This is a genomic window from Micromonospora sp. L31, assembly GCF_052068075.1.
In the GTDB taxonomy this organism is placed as follows: domain Bacteria; phylum Actinomycetota; class Actinomycetes; order Mycobacteriales; family Micromonosporaceae; genus Micromonospora; species Micromonospora purpureochromogenes.
On the sequence record NZ_JBQHDC010000005.1, the window covers coordinates 518,710 to 536,858 of the forward strand.

Consider the following 18,149-nt stretch of genomic DNA (forward strand, 5'->3'; position numbering starts at 1 on the left):
CGCCCGGCGACGAGGCACCCGCGGACGGGCCGAAGCATGGTCAGGAGGGGTCATTCACCCGGCGCCAGCCCTCGGGAACGGGCACCTCCAGGACACCTCCTAGCGGGCCGCCCGCTTGTGGAACGAGTGCTTGGCCCACAGGTAGGACAGCAGCGAGATCACCGCGCACCAGCCCAGCGCGATCGCCGCGCTGTTCCCGATTCCCGAGCCGAGCAGCAGTCCGCGCAGCGTCTCGGTCACCGGCGTGAACGGTTGATGGTCGGCGAACCACCGCAGCCCGGCGGGCATGGTGTCGGTGGGCACGAAACCGCTGCCCAGGAACGGTAGGAGAATCAGGAACATCGGTAGGTTGCTGGCGGTCTCGACGCTGTCGCTGACGAGGCCGAGCGCGACCGACAGCCAGATCAGCGCGAACGCGATCGCGGCGAGCATGCCGGCGGCGGCGAGCCACTCGACCGGGGCGGCGGTGGGACGGAAGCCGATGGCCAGTGCGACGCCGAGCAGGACGGCGATGCAGAGCATGGTCTGTATCAAGCTGCCGAGGACGTGTCCGGTCAGGACGGATGCCCGGGAGATGGCCATGGTGCGGAAGCGGTCGACGATGCCTTCGGTCATGTCCATCGCGATCGAGATGGCGGTTTTCTGGGCGGCCCCCGACACGGCGAACAGCAGCATGCCGGGAACCAGGTAGTTGATGTAGGCGCCGCGGTCGCCGCTCCCGCCGCCTGGAAGTCCGGCGCCGAGGGTCCCGCCGAACACGTAGACGAACAGCAACAGCATGACAACGGGGAGACCGATCAGCATCCCGGTCAACGAGGGGTAGCGCTGGATGTGGCGGATCTGTCGGCGGAGCATGGTCGCCGAGTCGGTCAGGGTGTAGGCGAGGCTGGTCATCAGTGTCCCTCGGTGAGGTCGCGTCCTGCAGCGGGCGTGGGCGTGCCGGTGAAGGCGAAGAAGACGTCGTCCAGGTCGGGGGTGTGGATCGAGAGTTGGTCGACCTCGACGTGTGCGTCGTCGAGCCGGTCGAGCACGGCCCGCAGTGAGCGGACCCCGCCGTCGCTGGGGATCTGCAGGGTGAGGGCGACGTCGTCGCGCTGGGCGAAGGTGAGTGTGTGGGCGGCGGTGTGCAGCGCGGTGGGGTCGGCGAAGCGGAGCAGGATGTGTCCGCCGGGGATACGGCGCTTGAGTTCGTCGGGGGTGCCCTCGATGACGATGCGGCCGTGGTCGAGTAGGGCGATGCGGTCGGCGAGCTGGTCGGCTTCGTCGAGATACTGGGTGGTCAGGAACACGGTGACGCCCTCGGCGACGAGTCCGCGGATGATCTGCCACATCGCGTGCCGGCTGCGAGGGTCGAGGCCGGTGGTGGGTTCGTCGAGGAAGATCAGCCGCGGGTCGCCGACCAGGGTCATCGCCAGGTCGAGACGGCGCCGCATGCCGCCGGAGTAGACGGAGGCGGGCTTGCTGGCCATCTCACCGAGGTCGAAACGGTCTATCAGCCGGGCGATGCGGCGTCTGCCCTCGGTACGCCCGAGGTGGTGCAGGTCGGCCATCAGTTTGAGGTTCTCCTCGCCGGTGAGGAGGTTGTCGACGGCGGAGAACTGGCCGGTCACACCGATCGCCGCCCGTACTCCGTCGGGCTGCTTGGTGAGGTCGTGGCCGGCGACGCGGATCGAACCGGCGTCGGCGGGCACCAGGGTGGACAGGATCCGCACCACGGTGGTCTTGCCCGCGCCGTTGGGTCCGAGCAGCGAGAAGACCGTTCCCTCGGTGACCATGAGATCGATGCCGTCCAGGACGACCTTGTCCCCGAACGTCTTGCGCAGGCCGGACACCGAGATGGCCGGCCGCGTCGCGGTCGTTACCGCCATTGCTTCCTCCACTGATCGAGGGCTGTGCACGAATACGGAGGCGCGCGTCATCGTCGGTCAGGCCGCACGGGCGGACCGGGATACGAAGGTGCGCATCATCCCCGGTCCGGGCGGGACGCCCGCGACCGGTCAAACAGTTGGTGGGATGCTTCAGGCGCGGTGGATCGCGATGTCGCCGAAGGCGGTGCGAGCCCGCACCTCGGCCTTCTCGTCGCTGTCGGCGGGACCGGCGGCGGCGTCCAGGTCGTTGCGAACCTTGCCGAACTGGGTGTGCAGGTCGAGCCGGGCTGCGGTACCACGCCGGATCCCGACCTGGATGCGCCCGGCCGCGGTGCGCATCGTGGCCGATCCGCGGACCACTTCACCGATGCGGATGTCACCGTTGGCGGTGTTCGCCGTGACCGAGGCGGCGGCGTACTCGGCGGCGACGTGGCCGTTCGCGGCATTGACCCGCAGCTCGCCACCCGCCTCGCCGATCCACGTGTCGCCGTTGCCGTTCTTCAGTACGGCGCGACCGCCGACGGCGCGGACGCTGAGCTTGCCGGAGCCGGTGGTGACCTCGGCGTCGCCTGCCACGTTCTCGGCGATTGCCGCGCCGAAGCCGGTGTGGAGGCTGAGTGTGCCGGTGTCCTCGACCTGCAGGTCGCCGGCGCCGGTCTTGAGACGGCAGTCGGCCAGCGAGCCGGAGCAGCTGATCGCACCGACGCCCAGCTTCCCGTCCACGCCGGAACCAGCCGGTAGGTCGATGGTCACCTCGACCGAGCCGGTCCTGCCGAAGATGCCGAAGCCGGGTTGCCTGGGGCCGCGGACCACGAGGCGGCCGGAGGCGTACTCCACCCGGGTTTGCGCCGCTGCGCGCACATCGCGGTCGTCGGTCTCGTCGGCCGGCCGCACCTGCACGACGGTGTCGGTTCGCGAACCGGCGGTGATCCGCACCTCGCCGGCGACGAGTTCGACCGATGCCGAAATCGGTCCGGGGGTGTCGAAGGATGGCATGGTGCTCCCCTCTCGGGTAGTCGATGGGGCCGGCGCTGCTAGCGCACCCAGCCGGTGAAGCGCTGACCGCCGGTGGCGACGCCGGATCGCCGGGGGGCGTCGGCCCGGTGCTGCTGGTTGTCGGTGTCGACGGCAGCGGCTGCAGCCCGGATCAGCCAGGTATTGATCGAGACGCCGGCGCGGCCGGCCGCGTGCTCGACGCGCGCCTTGAGGTGCTCCGGCAGGCGCAGGCTGATCCGCACGGTCGCCTCGTCCTCGCCGTCCGCGGGCGGCTGCGGCACCGGATTCGGCGGGGCCGGCGCTGCCGCCTCTGGATCGTCGGCCCACTGCTCGGCGGGCGGTGGCGTCACGACGAAGCTGGGCTCCCGGTCACGCAGGCGCAGGTCAACCGAACCGGGCGCGAGATCGCGGGTGATCTCGGTGGCCGCTTCGGAAAGCGCGTCCAGCAGGGCGAGCCGGATCGCGGACTCCAGCGGTGCGGTGAGCCGCTCGGCCAGTTCCCGGGCATCGTCACCGCCTGCGGCGGCGGCTACCGCGAGCTGATGCCGGATCGCGTCGACGTAAGCGCGGAGTTCCATGACGCCAGCATGGCATCATCTTGATGCCATGCGCAAGCAGAGTGATGCCATCGTGCGCAGTTTCCGTTCGAACCGGGCCGAGTGTGGGTCGCGGACGGGTAGCCGGCAGCCCAGCATCCGCGCCTGTGGCGCCGAGCGAGGGGCTCTGCCCCACGGCCTTACGGCGGTCGCAAGCACGCCCGGTCAGTCAGGCGCGACTGGTCTGCGGCGAGATTCGGCCTGCGCTGGGCCACGCGGCCCGGAGCGCGGCATCCTCGGGGCCGTCCGCCCTACGGCGCGAAGCGAGCGATCCGACGGCGGGTAGACGGAAGTGTCGGGGAAGTGACGCCCGGAGACGTCAGTCTCCGGTGGAACCGGCAGCCTCGACGATGGAGACGGGAGTGCCAAGTTCGACGGTACGGGAGACGGTGCACAGTCGTTCGTGCGACTGTTGCAGCGACCGGGGCAGCGCCTCGCGCGCCCTGTCGCCGTCCGCGCCCACCGGGAACGTCACGGTGAACTCGACCCTGAGGTTCTGCATCCGGTTTCCTCCGGCCTCGTCCCGGATCTTGTCGCCAGTGACTTCGACGGAGAACTGGGTCGGCTCGGCGCGACGGCTGGTGATGTGGTCCACGTCTATCGCGGTGCAGCCGGCGATGGCAGCCAGAAGCAGTTCCACCGGCGTAAAGCTGGCGTCCTCGCCCGTGCCCATCGACAGCGATCCGCCGCGGACATTCCGCGCGACGTACTTCCCCACGCTGGTGCGCTCGATCTCCACCGAGCGGAAGGTGTCCTCACTCATGACAGGGAAACTACCGAGGCCTTCTGGTCCCGAGCCATCGGGCCTGGCCGGCCGATCGGCCCATCCTCAACCGCCGGGCCCGCAGATCAGGACAGCGTCGACCAGAAGTGCCGCGTCGGCGAGAGCGGATCCCGTCAATAGACGCAGCACCGTAGGCAACGGCGGTCGCGGTAGGTTGCACAGTCATGGCCACGACTGCCGACGTCCGTCACGAGCTCGCCAGCCTCGCCGACCCGCGGCGGGCGGAGGCATCGAGCCGGTTTCTGCAGATGACTCCGGGCGGGTATGGCGAGGGCGACACGGCCATTGGTGTCTCCGTGCCGGAGCAGCGCAGGGTGGCCGCCCGGTACTGGCGCGACCTCTCCCTGGCCGAAACGGCGAAGCTGCTGACCAGCAGCGTGCACGAGGAGAGGCTGACGGCGCTGTTCATCCTGGTGCGAAAGTTCACCAAGGGAGACGAGGAGGAGCGGGGCCAGATCTTCAGCATCATCCTCGCCAACACCGACCGCATCAACAACTGGGACCTGGTGGACTCATCCGCGCCGTACATCGTCGGCCCCTGGCTGATCGACAAGGATCGGCGCGTTCTGGATCGGTTGGCCGAGTCAAGCCTGGTGTGGGACCGGCGCATCGCCATCATGGCAACTTTCGCCTTCATCAAAGCCGGTGACTTCCATTGGACCTTCCGCCTCAGTGAACGGCTCCTGCACGACCCGCACGACCTCGTCCGGAAGGCGGTGGGCTGGATGCTGCGCGAGGTGGGCAACCGTGACAGAGCGGCGGAGGAGGAGTTTCTGGCCCGACGTTACCGGGTCATGCCGCGGGTCATGCTGCGGTACGCGATCGAAAAGTTTGAACCGCAGCGACGTCGGGAGTACCTGTCCGGCGTGGTCTAGATATTGATGCCCGCCGGGCGCGGGCACCGCCGTGCGAAGGCGTCCCGGGTGTCTCTGTTCGCGACTGTTCCGGCCGAAAGTGCAAGGCACTGGCCGCCCGTCCCGTGCTGACCGGCTACGCCCGGCCTTTCCGCTTTCGGTCCGGTCAGGCCACGCTGTGCTGTTCGTCTTCGGACACAGCGATCGCGTACGTCCCAATATTCACAGAGGGCCCTGGTAAACGGCACAAGGTGATCGAAAGAGCGCAGCGCACTCAAAGAACGGAATTCTCGCCGTCTTTCTACAACCGGGCTGTGCCTGCCTTGTCAGCAGTTACGGTGCTTTAACATGACGGTCGTTCGTATTGCTGCCGTGGTGCTCAGCGCCGTACTGACCACGCCCGCCGTGGCAGTCGGGTCCTCGACGTTGGCGGCGCCCGCGCCGTACGTGCCCTGCCCGGCCGTGAAGCCGCCAGTGCCCCCGCCCGCCGCACCGTCGCCGCCACCGGTCGGTCCCGCCGACCTGGCCGTCGGCGGCGAGACGCTGGCGACGGCGGGGCTGGCCATTCCCGCGGGCGCGTCGATGGCGCCGTCGGTGACCGCCACCTCGTGGGTCGTGGCCGACCTCGACAGTGGCGCGGTGCTGGGTGGATGCGGCCCGCACGAACACCGCACGCCCGCCAGCGTGCAGAAGATGCTGCTGGCCGCGGCCCTGATGCCGCACCTCGACCCCGCGCAGGTGGTCCAGGTGACCCGGGCGGATCTGCAGGATCTCGATCCGGCCAGCTCACTGATGGGGGTGGTCGAGGGCGGCCGTTACTCGGTCGAGAGCCTGTGGCTGGGGCTTCTCCTCAAATCGGGAAACGACGCGGCGAACGTGCTGGCCCGCGCCGGCGGCGGCACCGCCGGGCGGCAGGGCGGCGTGCAGGCGATGAACAACGAGGCACACCGGCTGGGCGCGAACCAGACCCACGCGGCGACACCGTCCGGCCTGGACGGTCCCGGTCAGTACACCAGCGCGTACGACCTGGCGCTGATCGCGCGCGCCACCTACGCCCGCGCAGACTTCCGGCGATACATCGCCACCCGGGTGGCGGAGATACCGGCAATGCCGGGAACGCCAGGCTTCTCCATCAAACACGACAACACCCTGCTGGACCACTACCCGGGGACGCTCGGCGGCAAGACGGGCTTCACCGACCTGGCGCGACAGACATACGTGGGGGTGGCCGAACGTAACGGCCGGCGGCTCGCCGTGACCCTGCTCGGCGCGGAGACCGCGCCACTGGGGAGCCTGGGCGAGGCGGCGGCCCTGCTGGACTGGGGCTTCGCTCTCCCGCCCGACGCGTCGGTCGGCCGCCTGGTCACCCCCGATGAAAAGAAGCAGGACCGTCCCATTGCCGAGGTCAGAGGCGGCCTTGACGGTCATGCTGGGGCAGGATCATCGTTCTCGTTGGCGGCCATCCTCGGCCTCGCCGCCGCCGTCGTACTGGCCGTCCTCCTCCTGGCGGCTTCCTGGCGACAAAGGGCCACGCGCCGGGCGGCCAACCCGTAGGAAGCCGACGGTTCAGATCCGGGGACCGGGCGGGCGCGCCGAGGCGGCCCGCCCGGTGAGACGGAATTCAGGTCGTCTGACCAACTCGGTCGACGATGGCCAGGCCAAGCACGGCCGACGATCCCGCCGATCCGCCCACCCCGAGAAAGGTGTAGGTCTCGGGGTGGAAGACGAGCACAATTTCGCCTGAACCGGGCGTCGATGGCCAGGTGATCCCGATGCCCGATCGGCCCGCGCCGTCCTTGACATGCTCAACGGCTTGCAGGTCCGGCGTCGTCGCCGCGGCCTCGTAGAGCGCAGCAAGGGTGCGCGGGCGTAGATAGCTGCCGGTGAGGTAGTAGAGCACGTCCTTGCCGGCGGCATTGGCGTCGCCTGGTTCACCGCTGCGATGCTCGATCAGAAAGGTCCGCATGGCGGCGGCATCGGTGGGCAGGTCGGCACGGTAGGCCGGTGCTGGGGTGCACCGCTCGGTCACGCCCGGAACTACCTCGCCGCCCTTGAGCACCGCCGCCCGTCCGTTCCGGCAGCCGGGGACGATGCTTTCCGTGCGACCGGTGGCAGAGGTCTCGATGACCAGTCCGTCTCGGGTTCCGTCCACCGACATCCAGCTCTCCCGCATCCCCCGACCCTCCCGGCTGCGGGAGTAGACGAACTGGTCGGGCCGGGGCTTGACGTCGGGCACTCGCAGCGCGGCGGTTGCCGCGTTCCGGAGAACCTGGGTGGCATCGGCCCGCGCGGGCGGCGTGCTGCCACCGAGCCGGTCCGGTGCAAGCACCAGTACCGCGGCGAGCGACGCCGCGACGCCCGCCGATGCCACCCCGCTGAGCACGAGCCGCCAGGTCGGTCGCCTCGAGGGACGAAGCGCCGAGGGCACGGTCGACGTCATGGGTACGGACGACTGTGCCGTCATCGCGGCCATCGCGGTCGTCAGCCGGCTGCGGGCCGGGCTCAACCGCTCGGCAGTCGGCAGCTCGGTCTCGTCTCCGAATTGCTGGAGCAGTCGCATCTCATCCATTGCTCAGTGCCTCCTCGATCGTGCTGGCCGGTTCGCCGCCCAACTGCTCGCGGAGCAGCCTGCGGGCTCGATTGAGTCGTGATCGCACGGTGCCGACCGGGATCCCCAGTGCGGCGGCAACCTCCTCGTACGTCAGTTCCTCCCAGGCGATCAGCAGTAACACGTCGCGATCTCCGTCGGAGAGCGTGGCCAACGCGTCGAGGAGAAGTCGGCGTAGCGATTGCGCCGTCACCACGGTGGCGACCCGGTCGGCATGTGATGCCTCGTTCGTCGCGGGGACGTACGCCTGCCGCAGTCGGTATTCGCGCTCCTCCGTCCGCCGGTGCTGGCCGGCGATGTTGGTGGCGATCCCGTACAGCCAGGGCCGGGCGTTCGGACAGGTGATGTCGAATCGATCCCGACGACGAAACGCCGCGAGGAAGGTCTCAGCGACCAGGTCGTCCGCGGCCGGCACACCGAGGCGCCGTGCCAGGTAGCGATGGATGTACGGCGCGTGCCGGTCGAAGATCGTGGAGAAGATTTCGGGTTCCTGCACGGACCGCGCGATGATCGCTGCGTCCGTCACCGCACCGACGTCGACATCCTTCACTCGTCGCAGGTGTTTCATGTATGGCCCTTCGCGGAGTCGGGAAGCATCACCTGTTATCCGCACCCCGTGGCCGGACGGTTCACGGGCGGGACTGTAGATGTCCGCACGCAAGTGGTGGGGCTCCGGTCAGCCGACCCGGTCGGGAGTGCCGTCGATACCGCTGGGGCGTCGAACAGACCGCCCATGCAGCTCTACACGCAGGTCTCGTCCCAGGGCGACGCGGGAAGCCCTCAAGCGCCTCGGCGACTCGCTCGGCCGCTGACGCCGTTGCTGTTCGACAGCAGAAAGGCCACCCCCAAGACTGGGAAGTGGCTTTGAAGATCATCACCGCCAGGGCTGCGATGATCCGCAACAGGTCGATTTCGTACAGCCGCCTCACGGCAGATCCACCGGCCCGTACCGGGTCCGGGCGGCCCCGGTGCTCAGCGCCCAGTAGCGGTCGCCGAACGACCAGTGCCACCATTCGGTCGGGTAGTTGACCATGCCGGCGGACGACAGCGCCCGGCCCAGGATGCCGCGATTGGTGCGGGCCCGCGGGGAGATGTGGGGTGATCCCGTGAAGCAGGCGTCGGCGCTGTCCACCGGGCTGGCGTTGACGGTCGTGCCCAGGTCCAGTTCGATCCCATCGGCCGTACAGAGCGTGAGGTCGACCGTCCCGCCGGTACTGTGCGGAGCCACCTCGGGCGGCGAGATGTACTTGCTGGCCTCCACGCGCCGGCGCGCCGAGTCCCACTCCGGGTACCTGCGGCGCAGTTCGTCCTGGTAGCTCTCGAAGTAGGTCGTCTGCAGGCTGAGCGGCCGGTACCCCTCGATGACCAGCAGTCGCAGCCCTTCGGGCAGGGTCCGCTGGGCGGCGAGCAGACGCTGCACCGTCGCCTCGCGCAGGTGCGCGTACGCGCCGGCCTCGTCGGCCAGCCGGTCGTCCACCCGAAGGTCCGCGACCTGGCGTACGTCGACCAGGGCCTCCCCGTTGTCGCCGAGCGGGATGGCCGAGATTCGCCGATCAGACAGCAGGATCATGACCGGTACCGCCCAGCGGCGTCGATGATCGCGCTGGCCACGGCCGTGGCCGCATACGGCCGGCCGTGTTGGCGGGCAGCGTTGGCCAACTCCCGGCGTCGCTCCGGGTGGTCGAGCAGCACCATGATCTCCTCGTAGAGGCGGTGGGCGGAGGCCTCGGGGCCGGCGAGCATGCGGGCGGCACCGGCGTCGGCGAGGTGCCGTGCGGTCCGCCGCTGTTCGTCGCCGCCGGTGGGGATGAGCGGGATGAAGACGCATGCCTTGCCCAGGGCGGTGAGTTCGGCGACGGTGCCGGCGCCGCTGCGCGCGACGACGATGTCCGCGGCGCTCAGGACGTCGGGCAGCTCGCCGTGGACGTAGTCGACCACCCGGTACCTGCTGCGCAGGTGTTCCGGGAGGGCGGCCGCGACCTGCCGCATCCGGTCGAGGGAGTAGTCGCCGCACTGGTGCAGCACCTGACATTTCTGCAGGAGTCCGGGGAGGATGTCGGCGATCAGGTTGTTGACCTGGACGGCGCCCTGGGCGCCGCCGGTGACGTACACCAGCGGCAGGCGCGGATCCAGGTGGTACGCGGCGAGCGCCCGCTCGCGGTCGCCTGTGAGGATCTCGGGCCGGATCGGGTTGCCGGTGACCACCGCCCGGGTTCTCGCTCGGGCGGGCAGATGGTCGATGGAAGACTCGTGACTCAGCAGGACTCGATCGGCGAGGCGGGCGAGGATCCGGTTTGCCAGCCCGACGGTGAGGGTCTGCTCGTGCATGACCAGCGGGCGGCGGGTCATCCAGGCGGCGATCCCGATCGGGACGGAGACGTATCCGCCGGTGGAGAAGACCACCTCGGGCCGGGTGCGCACCACGATCATGATGGCCTGGAGGATGCCGAGCGGCACGCGGAAGGCGTCGGCGACGTTGCGGCCCCACTCGTGCAGGTTCGGCGAGCGGCGCAGTTTGCCGGTGGTGATCGCCGTGAAGGCAATGCCCTCCTGCCGGGCGATCCTGGCCTCCAGTCCGTGGGCGACGCCCACCCAGCGGACGTCCGGTGCGGTGCCGGCTGCCGCCAGCCGGTCGCGGAGCGTATGGATCGTGGTCAGCGCCGGGTAGGTGTGCCCACCCGTTCCCCCGCCCGTGACGATCATGCGGAGACCACGGAGATGTTCCGCGGTGTAGACGGCCATCAGCAGGGACTCGGGCAGGGGGAGGCGGTGTCGCGTCGGTGCAGTGCGCCCTGGATGAGGATGTCGAGCAGTGCGGAGTAGCCGACGCCGGCCCGCTGCCAGATCTGCGGGTACTGCGAGGCGGCGGTGAATCCGGGGAAGGTGTTGACCTCGTTGATCACCGGCTCCCGATGGTCTCCGGTCCACCCTGCGCCGTGGTCGGCGTCCGGATCCGGGAGGAAGAAGTCGACGCGGAGCAGCCCACGGCAGCCGAGCGCGTGGAAGGCCCGCACGGCCCGGTCCTGCAGTAGTCGGGTGGTGCCGGGGTCGAGGCGGGCCGGAATGTGGAAGACGGCACCGCCGTCGTACTTGGCGTCGTAGTCGAAGAAGGCGGCGTTCGCCACCCGGATCTCCAGCGGCGGCCCGGCCTCGACGCGGCCGTCGGGATGCTGAAGGACGCCGACGTCGATCTCGCGCCCGCGCACGGCGCGTTCGACGAGAACCTTCGCGTCGCTCTCGCGCGCGAGCCGCAGGGCGGCGGGCAGTTGCGACCATTGTTCGACCTTGGAGACTCCCAGGCTGGAGCCGGCCCGGGCCGGTTTGACGAAGACGGGCAGCCCCAGCCGCTCCTGATCCCGCGACGACAGATCCTCGTCGGGCCGCAGCGTCACCCCGTCGGCCACGCGCAGGCCGTCGGCGGCGAGGAGTTTCTTCGTGACCGGCTTGTCCATCCCTGCGGCGCTGGCGAAGACACCATTTCCGACAAACGCGACGCCGAGCCACTCCAGCATCGACTGGACGGTGCCGTCCTCACCGTACGGGCCGTGCAGCGCCGGGAACACCACGTCCTGGTCGCCGAGGGTCCGCAGCGCCTGCGCGAACGTGGCCCGGTCGCCGTTCACCCGCCACTGGCCGTCCCGCTCGATCAGCACCTCGGTCACCTGGTAGGCGGCGGGATCGAGGTGGGCCAGGATGCTCTCCGCCGAGCGCCGGGAGACGGCGTGCTCCCCGCTGCGCCCGCCGAACAGCACCGCCAAACGAACAGTCATGATGTTGCCGCTTCCCCGTGTAGGTGTACGCGCGCCACTCGCGCGCCGATTCCGGTCAAGACCTCGTGCGGGTTGGTGCCGGCCCACCGCGCCCACTCGGCGGCCGTCGGCTCGGCCGGGTCGGGCGAGCCGGGCTCGGCGCCGGGACCGAAGACGACCACCGGATCGCCGAGCGCCACCGGCAGGTCGCCGACATCGACGACGCACTGATCCATGGCGATGCGGCCGACGATCGGGCAGCGCCGACCGGCGAGCCAGACCCACGCGCGGCCCTCGGCGGTGCGCGACAGGCCGTCGGCGTACCCGAGCGGCAGCAGAGCGAGCGTGGTCGGCCGATCGGTCACATGATCGGGGCCGTAGGACACGCCGGTACCGGCGGGCACGCGCTTCAGGTTGATCACCCTTGACCGCAGGGTCATGGCGGGTCGAAGGCCGTAACGGCGGGGACCGGCCGGGCCGAACGGGTCGACGCCGTACATGGCCAGGCCGATCCGGCAGAGATCGAACCGGGTCTGCGGGGCGGCCAGTGCCGCCGCCGAGTTCGCCAGATGCACCACTTCGGGGTCGAGCCCGGCTTCCCGAGCGATCCGCAGCGCCTCCTGGAACGTTGACAGCTGCCGGGCGATGCTCGGGCAGCCCGGCACGTCGGCGTTCGTCAGGTGGGACCACACCCCGCGTACCCGGACACTGCCCTCCGCCTCGTGCTTGCGAGCCCAGGCGACCAGCTCGGGCCATTCGTCGCCGTCGGCACCGTTGCGTGACAGACCGACGTCCGCCTTGAGCTGTACCGCGGCGGGCACACCGAGTTCCGTGGCCGCGTCGGCGATCGCGCGCAGGTGGGTCAGGGTCGACACCGCGATGTCGACGTCCGCGGCGATCAGGCGGGTGAAGTCCTCGTCCGGCCGGTGCAGCCAGCTCAGGACGGGCGCGTCGATGCCCGCCGATCGCAGTGCCACCGCCTCCGTCGCCGAGGTCACACCCAGCCAGGCGGCGCCGGCGCCCAACGCAGCCCGCGCCACCGGCACCGAGCCGTGCCCGAACCCGTCGGCCTTCACCACGGCCATCAGCCCGGTACGTGCGATCGCCGCGATCGCCCGGATGTTCTCCGCGATCGCCGCAAGATCGATCACGGCATCGGCCAGCTGGGCACTCTCGTTGATCACACCGGTCCCCGCACGCCGACCACGCGTACCCGGCGTCACCCGGCAGCCCCGGGCTCGACGGGCGGTTCATCCGGCGGTTCGGGGGCCCCTTGCCCGCCGACCGCGGCGGCCCGGCGCACCGCGAGCGTCTCCCGGATCCGCCGCCGGACCGCCCGCCGCTGTTGCTCGTCGCGGCGGCCTGGGTGTGCTGGTTCGAAGATCATGTCCGGCTCCTGACTGACACGACGGGAACGGTAGGCAGCCGGTTGTGAAGAACCCTTGAAGAAGCCGTGGGCCAGCTGTGCGGATATCCCACTCGCCGCCTCCGGAGCCCGCCCACATCAGTTCTTCACGGGTTTCGGGTTTACTTGACCCCGCAACCAGCAGGCAGGACGGGGAAAACATGAGCGGGCGGATCCTGGTCGCCGAGGACGACCCCAAGCAGGCCAACCTCGTGCGGATCTATCTCGAACGCGAGGGGCACAGCGTGCTGCTGGTCGGCGACGGGCGGGCCGCGCTGGACCAGTGCCGGTCCCGCCGGCCGGACCTGGTGGTCCTCGACGTGATGATGCCGGTCCTCGACGGCCTGGACGTGTGCCGGATCCTGCGCGCCGAATCGGACATTCCGATCCTACTGCTGACCGCCCGTACCACCGAGGACGACGTCCTGCTGGGCCTCGACCTCGGTGCCGACGACTACCTCACCAAGCCCTACAGCCCACGCGAGCTGGCCGCTCGGGTCCGGGCGCTGCTGCGCCGGGCCCGGGTGGTGAGCGCCGACAACCGGGCGGTGCTGCGCGTCGGCGAGCTCGAGGTGGACGCCGGCCGGTTCGAGGTACGCGTCGGTGGCCGGCCGGTCGCCCTGACGGCCAAGGAGTTCGGCATCCTCGAGGTGCTCGCCGGCGAGCCCGGGCGGGCGTTCACCCGGGCGCAGATCATCGACCGGGCCTTCGGATTCGATCGTTTCGTGCTCGAACGTACCGTTGACGCGCACGTGATGAACCTCCGCCGCAAGATCGAGGACGACGTTGCCGAGCCGCGGTACGTGCAGACCGTCTACGGCCGCGGCTACCGGCTCGCCGAACCGGAGCCGGAACCGGCGGCGGCGCCGACGCCCCAGGGCACGCCCGGAGCCAGCCGGTGAGTTTTCGGCTACGGGTGCTCTGGCTGGTCATCCTCGTCGCGGTGAGCGCGACCGCGGCGACCGCGTGGCTGACCCTGCGGCAGGCCTCGCAACAGATCAACGACTCGGCCACCACCGACCGGGCGCAACTCGATGAGGTCGTCGGCCGACTCACGACGTACGGCAGCCGGCACGGCACCTGGGAGGGTGTGCCCGGCCTGGTGCGGGACCTGCGCGCCCAGACCGGTCAGCGGATCCACCTGGTCGCTGACACGGGCCAGGTGATCGTGGACACGGACACCCAGGAGGACCGCACCGCCCGGCCGCTCGGCACGATGGTCGGGGTCGTCGACCCGCGGCCGGTTCTGAATCTGGCCGCACTGCCAGCGGAGCCGGCGAGCCGGCAGAAAGGTGTGGCCGCTGCGATCGCCGGCTACCGCACCGGCGTGCTGTTCGCGGCCTGCCTGACCCGGGAATCCGTCCCTGTTGTCGCTTCACCCACCAGCATCGGAGTTCCGCAGTTCGACGCCGGCCTGAGCGCGGCCGACGTGCGGGATCGCCCTGGTGTCGCAGAGATCGTCGACGGCTGCGCCGACGTCGCGGCAGAGCCGGGCCGGCACCTGGCAGACGCTGCCTCGGTGCAGGTGTGCGGCACCTCGACGGTGGAAGCACTGGATTCCTGCCTGGCCCAGGCCTTCACCAACGACATCAGTGACGTCGCGCCGGTACCCGCCCGGGTCTATCTCGGTGCTCGCGGCGATCCGGCGTCCGTGTTGACCGCCGGCCCACTGCTCGCCGCGGCAGCGGGCGTTGCGGCGGTCGCGGTCATCGGCACCGTGCTGCTGAGCCGGCGGGTGCTGCGCCCCATCGACACGCTCACCGCGGCCGCTCAGCGGCTCGGCCGGGGCGACCTCACCGGACGGGTGCCGGTGTCGGGCAACGACGAGCTGGCGGAGTTGGCCCGGTCGTTCAACCGGATGGCCGACTCCCTGCAGCGCGGGGAGGAGCGGCAACGCCGGATGGTCGCCGACGTCGCACATGAACTGCGCACCCCGCTGGCCAACCTGCGCGGCTATCTCGAGGCGCTCTCCGACGGCGTGATCACGCCGGACCGGAATCTCTTCGCATCACTCCACGAAGAGGCGGTGCTGCAACAGCGCATCGTCGACGACCTGCAGGACCTGGCCCTGGCCGAGGCCGGCAACCTGGCGTACCACCGGGTCACGGTGGATCTGGCCGAACTCCTGGAGACCTGCCGCACCGCCCACCGCGCAAGGGCGGAGTCGGCCGGGGTGTCGTTGCGCGTGGCGGCCGAGCCGGTTGCGGTACACGCCGATCCCGACCGGCTCCGCCAGGTGGTGGGCAATCTCGTCACCAACGCGCTACGGGCGACCGCTGCCGACGGCAGCGTCAGCTTGGTCGCGAGCCGCACCGACACGCAGGCGGTCGTCCGGGTCGTCGACACCGGCTCGGGAATCGCAGCGGACGCACTGCCGCATGTGTTCGACCGGTTCTGGCGGGCCGACGCCGCGCGGGGCCGCCGTACCGGGGGCAGTGGCCTCGGCCTCGCCATCGCCCGGCAGATCGTCACGGATCACCAGGGCACCATCACGGTCACGAGTGAGGTCGGCGTCGGGACGACATTCACCATCACGCTTCCCCGCGTCGACCAGCTTCATCAGGCGTGACGGCCGCAGAGCGACAGCGACAGCGGCCGGCGCGCGCCGGTGCGGCGGCGCGTGGGCCCGCTCAGGGAGATGCGCTGGGCTGCCTACGCTAGATGGTCGTCTGCCGTGGACATTACTGAACATGTGACGACGGCCGCTGGGTTCGAAGCAAACCGTTTGACCGATGCGAGTGGGGCCTGGGCCACCCATGGCTTCGGACAGCGAAGTCGTACCCGGATGTGGCGGGATCAGGCGACAAGCAGGCGAAGGCCAAGCTCTGCTGCATCGAGATCGACGAGGTCGCGGTTTCGTTCTGCCCACCGACCTGAGGCGAGGTCATCACGGAGGCTGTGCACTGCCCTCTGTTCGGCGTCCGGCCCGACTCTGGCCCAGACCGATACCCCGCGACGGACGTTCTCGTCCAGGTACGCCTCGGGCCGGCGCCAGTAGGCCTCGAAAAAGCCGTCAACGCAGTCCCACGGGATGAGCACCGGCTCCACGCGGGCTCCGATCGCGCTGGCCAGCTCGGTCAGCGAAGGCCGGCCGACAAGGATGTCCGCGACTTCAGGAAGGTAGTCGCGAGTAAGCCAGAACCGACGACGCCATCCGGTGTCACTGGTGTCGTGCGTGAACACCACCACGCGACGAGCAACGCGCCGCATCTCGCGCAGGCCCGCGATCGGGTCCCGCCAGTGATGGATGGTGGCGAAAGCCATCGCTGCGTCGAAGGACTGGTCCTCGAACGGAAGGCTCTCCGCGGCGGCAGCCACGCACGGCGCTGCGCCTGTGGGGCGCTGCGCACGCATGAGCGCCGACGGTTCCACCGCGGTGACGTCACGGTCGGCGGGCTCGTAGGAGCCGGTACCAGCCCCGACATTCAATACCGTCCGTGCATCGCCGAGCGCAGCCCAGACCCTTGCGGCGATCCGCGGCTCGGTGCGCCGCGTCACGGTGTAAGTGGCTCCGATGGTGTCGTACAACTGCGCCCTGGACATGTCGCCGCCTCCCTGGCTGTCACCAGCCCGCGCCGCGCACCGGGCCTGGCGTCGCTGCCCTGGAGAGTAGGTCACGTGCGCACTTGGATCGGACAACAGTGCAGGCGGCGATCCGGACAGCACCCAGGCTGATCCATAAAGCGGGTGCCTGGCCGCGACCTTGGTGAGGAGGCCACGTTCCTCCCCCGCCTCCGCTGCCATCCCGTCCCGGAACGTCCTGAGTCGCGCCCCAGGGCGGGCAGTGGGTCAGGAGGCTGTGGCGGGCTCTTTGGTGGGGTCGGCCGAGGTGGCGCCGTGAGTGGGGCGGCGGGTCAGGACCTGGGGGCCGGAAGCCGTGATGGCGACTGTGTGTTCGGAGTGGGCGGTGCGGGAGCCGTCGGCGGAGCGGATCGTCCAGCCGTCGTTGTCGAACTTAATTTTGTCGGTGGAGCGGCAGAACCAGGGCTCGATGGCGATGGTGAGGCCGGGCTCGAGTTTCATGCCGCGGCGGGCACGGCCGTTGTTGGAGACGTGCGGGGCCTCGTGCATGGTGCGGCCGATGCCGTGACCGCCGAACTCGGCGTTGACGCCGTAGCCGTAGGAGTGGGCGACCTCGCCGATCGCGGCGGAGATGTCGCCGAGGCGGCCGCCGGGCTGGGCGGCGGTGATGCCGGCCTCCAGTGCGACCTCGGTGGCCTCGATCAGCTTCAGGTCGGCCGGGTCGGGGGTGCCGACGATGACGGAGAGCGCGGAGTCGGCGACCCAGCCGTCGATGCCGGCTGCCATGTCGATGCTGAGCAGGTCACCGTCCCGCAAAACATAGTCGTGCGGCAGGCCGTGCAGCACCGCGTCGTTGACCGACAGGCACAGCACGTTGCGGAACGGGCCGCGGCCGAACGAAGGGGCGTAGTCCCAGTAGCAGGATTCGGCGCCGCGTTCCTTGATCCGGCGGCGGGCGTGGTGTTCGAGGTCCATCAGGTTGACGCCGACTGCGGCGACACCGCTCAGCTCGGCGAGCAGCTCGCCGACGAACTGGCCGGTCACCGCCATCCGGCCGATCTCCTCGGCGGACTTGAGCTCGATCACGACAGCCTCCCTCTCTGTATGCGGTATTTTTATACCACGCCAGGTCGGGGCTGCTCCGGTGGGATATCCTGCCGGCATGGTTCGCCAACCACTCACCGCCGAACAGATCGCAGCGGGCCAGCGCCTCGGAGCCGCTCTTCGGGCCGCGCGAGCCGGCCGCAGCCTCGTCGAGGTGGCCCTGGCAGCCGGCATGTCCCCCGAGACGCTGCGCAAGATCGAGGCGGGCCGCCTTCCCGCACCGGCGTTCGGCACTGTGGTCTGCCTCAGCCAGGCCCTCGACGTCCCCCTCAGCGACCTGGCCGACATCTGGCTGGCCGGCATGCCCATCCGCCAGGCGTCCTAGCGACCAGCCGCCCAAGCACTTTTGATCCGTCAGCGCGCCGGCAGTCTTACGAGACTGCTCCCTGGGCGCCGGTCGGCTGCCGGTTGGCCGGTTCGAACAAGCTGGTGCCTTCGGCATCCCAAGTGCTGTGACCGGGCGCGGTCACCGTGAACCCGTGTTGTCTATCCCGCTCCCGTCCAGCCGGGCGCTGATCCTGCAGGCGACACCTCGCACGGTTCGGTCAGGCTCATAAGGAAGACTGGCAGGCATGGCTGATCTTGGCGACCCGAAGGCTGCGCTGCACCACTACCTCCAGGCGACTCGCGATGACCTGATCTGGAAGCTCGACGGGCTGAGCG

General features: G+C 70.1%; 17 protein-coding genes and 1 pseudogene. 5 read left to right on the forward strand and 13 right to left on the reverse strand.

Annotation, left to right across the window (positions count from 1 at the left end; all coding sequences use genetic code 11):
- Positions 1 to 99: 99 nt before the first annotated feature.
- From ACTMS9_RS17390 to ACTMS9_RS17410, 5 genes are all read right to left on the reverse strand, one after another.
- Complete coding sequence (locus ACTMS9_RS17390) at positions 100 to 894, reverse strand: ABC transporter permease (RefSeq protein ID WP_441165460.1); 795 nt, start codon at positions 892 to 894, stop codon at positions 100 to 102.
- On the reverse strand, positions 894 to 1,868 hold the full coding sequence (locus ACTMS9_RS17395) for an ATP-binding cassette domain-containing protein (RefSeq protein ID WP_441165461.1): 975 nt from the start codon (positions 1,866 to 1,868) through the stop codon (positions 894 to 896). The genes ACTMS9_RS17390 and ACTMS9_RS17395 overlap by 1 nt, the downstream gene beginning before the upstream one ends.
- A gap of 150 nt (positions 1,869 to 2,018) precedes the next feature.
- The gene (locus ACTMS9_RS17400) at positions 2,019 to 2,864 is read right to left on the reverse strand and encodes a DUF4097 family beta strand repeat-containing protein (protein ID WP_441147695.1); all 846 of its coding nucleotides are present in this window, start codon (positions 2,862 to 2,864) and stop codon (positions 2,019 to 2,021) included.
- A 38-nt stretch (positions 2,865 to 2,902) separates the two neighbouring features.
- Positions 2,903 to 3,442, reverse strand: a complete 540-nt coding sequence (locus tag ACTMS9_RS17405; RefSeq protein ID WP_441147693.1) for a hypothetical protein — start codon at positions 3,440 to 3,442, stop codon at positions 2,903 to 2,905.
- 337 nt (positions 3,443 to 3,779) lie between these two features.
- The gene (locus ACTMS9_RS17410) at positions 3,780 to 4,223 is read right to left on the reverse strand and encodes an OsmC family protein (RefSeq protein ID WP_441147691.1); all 444 of its coding nucleotides are present in this window, start codon (positions 4,221 to 4,223) and stop codon (positions 3,780 to 3,782) included.
- A gap of 185 nt (positions 4,224 to 4,408) precedes the next feature.
- Here ACTMS9_RS17410 and ACTMS9_RS17415 point away from each other — a divergent pair, with 185 nt between their 5' ends.
- Both ACTMS9_RS17415 and ACTMS9_RS17420 read left to right on the forward strand, forming a co-directional pair.
- Complete coding sequence (locus ACTMS9_RS17415; protein WP_441165462.1) at positions 4,409 to 5,119, forward strand: DNA alkylation repair protein; 711 nt, start codon at positions 4,409 to 4,411, stop codon at positions 5,117 to 5,119.
- Between the two features lie 327 nt (positions 5,120 to 5,446).
- Positions 5,447 to 6,652: a D-alanyl-D-alanine carboxypeptidase family protein gene (locus ACTMS9_RS17420; RefSeq protein ID WP_441165463.1), complete on the forward strand. Its 1,206-nt coding sequence runs from the start codon at positions 5,447 to 5,449 to the stop codon at positions 6,650 to 6,652.
- 67 nt (positions 6,653 to 6,719) lie between these two features.
- On the opposite strand, the gene ACTMS9_RS17425 is transcribed toward ACTMS9_RS17420, so the two are convergent.
- From ACTMS9_RS17425 to alr, 6 genes are all read right to left on the reverse strand, one after another.
- Positions 6,720 to 7,667 (reverse strand): CU044_5270 family protein, encoded by a 948-nt coding sequence (locus ACTMS9_RS17425; protein ID WP_441165464.1) that lies wholly within the window; start codon positions 7,665 to 7,667, stop codon positions 6,720 to 6,722.
- Positions 7,660 to 8,274 (reverse strand): RNA polymerase sigma factor, encoded by a 615-nt coding sequence (locus ACTMS9_RS17430; protein WP_441147683.1) that lies wholly within the window; start codon positions 8,272 to 8,274, stop codon positions 7,660 to 7,662. Before ACTMS9_RS17430 ends, ACTMS9_RS17425 begins: the two co-directional genes overlap by 8 nt.
- 357 nt (positions 8,275 to 8,631) lie before the next feature.
- Complete coding sequence (locus ACTMS9_RS17435) at positions 8,632 to 9,276, reverse strand: M15 family metallopeptidase (protein ID WP_441147679.1); 645 nt, start codon at positions 9,274 to 9,276, stop codon at positions 8,632 to 8,634.
- Positions 9,273 to 10,448, reverse strand: a complete 1,176-nt coding sequence (locus ACTMS9_RS17440) for a UDP-N-acetylglucosamine--N-acetylmuramyl-(pentapeptide) pyrophosphoryl-undecaprenol N-acetylglucosamine transferase (RefSeq protein ID WP_441165465.1) — start codon at positions 10,446 to 10,448, stop codon at positions 9,273 to 9,275. Before ACTMS9_RS17440 ends, ACTMS9_RS17435 begins: the two co-directional genes overlap by 4 nt.
- The gene (locus ACTMS9_RS17445) at positions 10,448 to 11,476 is read right to left on the reverse strand and encodes a D-alanine--D-alanine ligase family protein (protein WP_441165466.1); all 1,029 of its coding nucleotides are present in this window, start codon (positions 11,474 to 11,476) and stop codon (positions 10,448 to 10,450) included. Before ACTMS9_RS17445 ends, ACTMS9_RS17440 begins: the two co-directional genes overlap by 1 nt.
- The gene (alr, locus tag ACTMS9_RS17450) at positions 11,473 to 12,639 is read right to left on the reverse strand and encodes an alanine racemase (RefSeq protein ID WP_441147673.1); all 1,167 of its coding nucleotides are present in this window, start codon (positions 12,637 to 12,639) and stop codon (positions 11,473 to 11,475) included. Before alr ends, ACTMS9_RS17445 begins: the two co-directional genes overlap by 4 nt.
- A 382-nt stretch (positions 12,640 to 13,021) precedes the next feature.
- Here alr and ACTMS9_RS17455 point away from each other — a divergent pair, with 382 nt between their 5' ends.
- Both ACTMS9_RS17455 and ACTMS9_RS17460 read left to right on the forward strand, forming a co-directional pair.
- Entirely contained in the window at positions 13,022 to 13,762 is a 741-nt protein-coding gene (locus tag ACTMS9_RS17455; protein ID WP_441147671.1) for a response regulator transcription factor, read from the forward strand.
- Between the two features lie 14 nt (positions 13,763 to 13,776).
- The gene (locus tag ACTMS9_RS17460) at positions 13,777 to 15,429 is read left to right on the forward strand and encodes a sensor histidine kinase (protein ID WP_441165467.1); all 1,653 of its coding nucleotides are present in this window, start codon (positions 13,777 to 13,779) and stop codon (positions 15,427 to 15,429) included.
- 227 nt (positions 15,430 to 15,656) lie between these two features.
- Here ACTMS9_RS17460 and ACTMS9_RS17465 read toward each other — a convergent pair.
- Positions 15,657 to 16,394 (reverse strand): annotated as a pseudogene (locus ACTMS9_RS17465) (class I SAM-dependent methyltransferase); the annotation flags it as partial.
- Positions 16,395 to 16,649: 255 nt separating this feature from the next.
- The gene (map, locus tag ACTMS9_RS17470; protein ID WP_441147667.1) at positions 16,650 to 17,468 is read right to left on the reverse strand and encodes a type I methionyl aminopeptidase; all 819 of its coding nucleotides are present in this window, start codon (positions 17,466 to 17,468) and stop codon (positions 16,650 to 16,652) included.
- A gap of 76 nt (positions 17,469 to 17,544) precedes the next feature.
- Here map and ACTMS9_RS17475 point away from each other — a divergent pair, with 76 nt between their 5' ends.
- A complete protein-coding gene (locus ACTMS9_RS17475; protein WP_441165468.1) occupies positions 17,545 to 17,811 on the forward strand; it encodes a helix-turn-helix domain-containing protein in 267 nt (88 codons plus the stop codon).
- Positions 17,812 to 18,149: the final 338 nt, after the last annotated feature.

Excerpts from the sequence above, each read along its gene's own strand:
- ACTMS9_RS17390 (WP_441165460.1), bottom strand. The coding sequence starts at position 894 with ATGACCAGCCTCGCCTACACCCTGACCGACTCGGCGACCATGCTCCGC.
- ACTMS9_RS17395 (WP_441165461.1), bottom strand. The coding sequence starts at position 1,868 with ATGGCGGTAACGACCGCGACGCGGCCGGCCATCTCGGTGTCCGGCCTG.
- ACTMS9_RS17400 (WP_441147695.1), bottom strand. The coding sequence starts at position 2,864 with ATGCCATCCTTCGACACCCCCGGACCGATTTCGGCATCGGTCGAACTC.
- ACTMS9_RS17405 (WP_441147693.1), bottom strand. The coding sequence starts at position 3,442 with ATGGAACTCCGCGCTTACGTCGACGCGATCCGGCATCAGCTCGCGGTA.
- ACTMS9_RS17410 (WP_441147691.1), bottom strand. The coding sequence starts at position 4,223 with ATGAGTGAGGACACCTTCCGCTCGGTGGAGATCGAGCGCACCAGCGTG.
- ACTMS9_RS17415 (WP_441165462.1), top strand. The coding sequence starts at position 4,409 with ATGGCCACGACTGCCGACGTCCGTCACGAGCTCGCCAGCCTCGCCGAC.
- ACTMS9_RS17420 (WP_441165463.1), top strand. The coding sequence starts at position 5,447 with ATGACGGTCGTTCGTATTGCTGCCGTGGTGCTCAGCGCCGTACTGACC.
- ACTMS9_RS17425 (WP_441165464.1), bottom strand. The coding sequence starts at position 7,667 with ATGGATGAGATGCGACTGCTCCAGCAATTCGGAGACGAGACCGAGCTG.
- ACTMS9_RS17430 (WP_441147683.1), bottom strand. The coding sequence starts at position 8,274 with ATGAAACACCTGCGACGAGTGAAGGATGTCGACGTCGGTGCGGTGACG.
- ACTMS9_RS17435 (WP_441147679.1), bottom strand. The coding sequence starts at position 9,276 with ATGATCCTGCTGTCTGATCGGCGAATCTCGGCCATCCCGCTCGGCGAC.
- ACTMS9_RS17440 (WP_441165465.1), bottom strand. The coding sequence starts at position 10,448 with ATGGCCGTCTACACCGCGGAACATCTCCGTGGTCTCCGCATGATCGTC.
- ACTMS9_RS17445 (WP_441165466.1), bottom strand. The coding sequence starts at position 11,476 with ATGACTGTTCGTTTGGCGGTGCTGTTCGGCGGGCGCAGCGGGGAGCAC.
- ACTMS9_RS17455 (WP_441147671.1), top strand. The coding sequence starts at position 13,022 with ATGAGCGGGCGGATCCTGGTCGCCGAGGACGACCCCAAGCAGGCCAAC.
- ACTMS9_RS17475 (WP_441165468.1), top strand. The coding sequence starts at position 17,545 with ATGGTTCGCCAACCACTCACCGCCGAACAGATCGCAGCGGGCCAGCGC.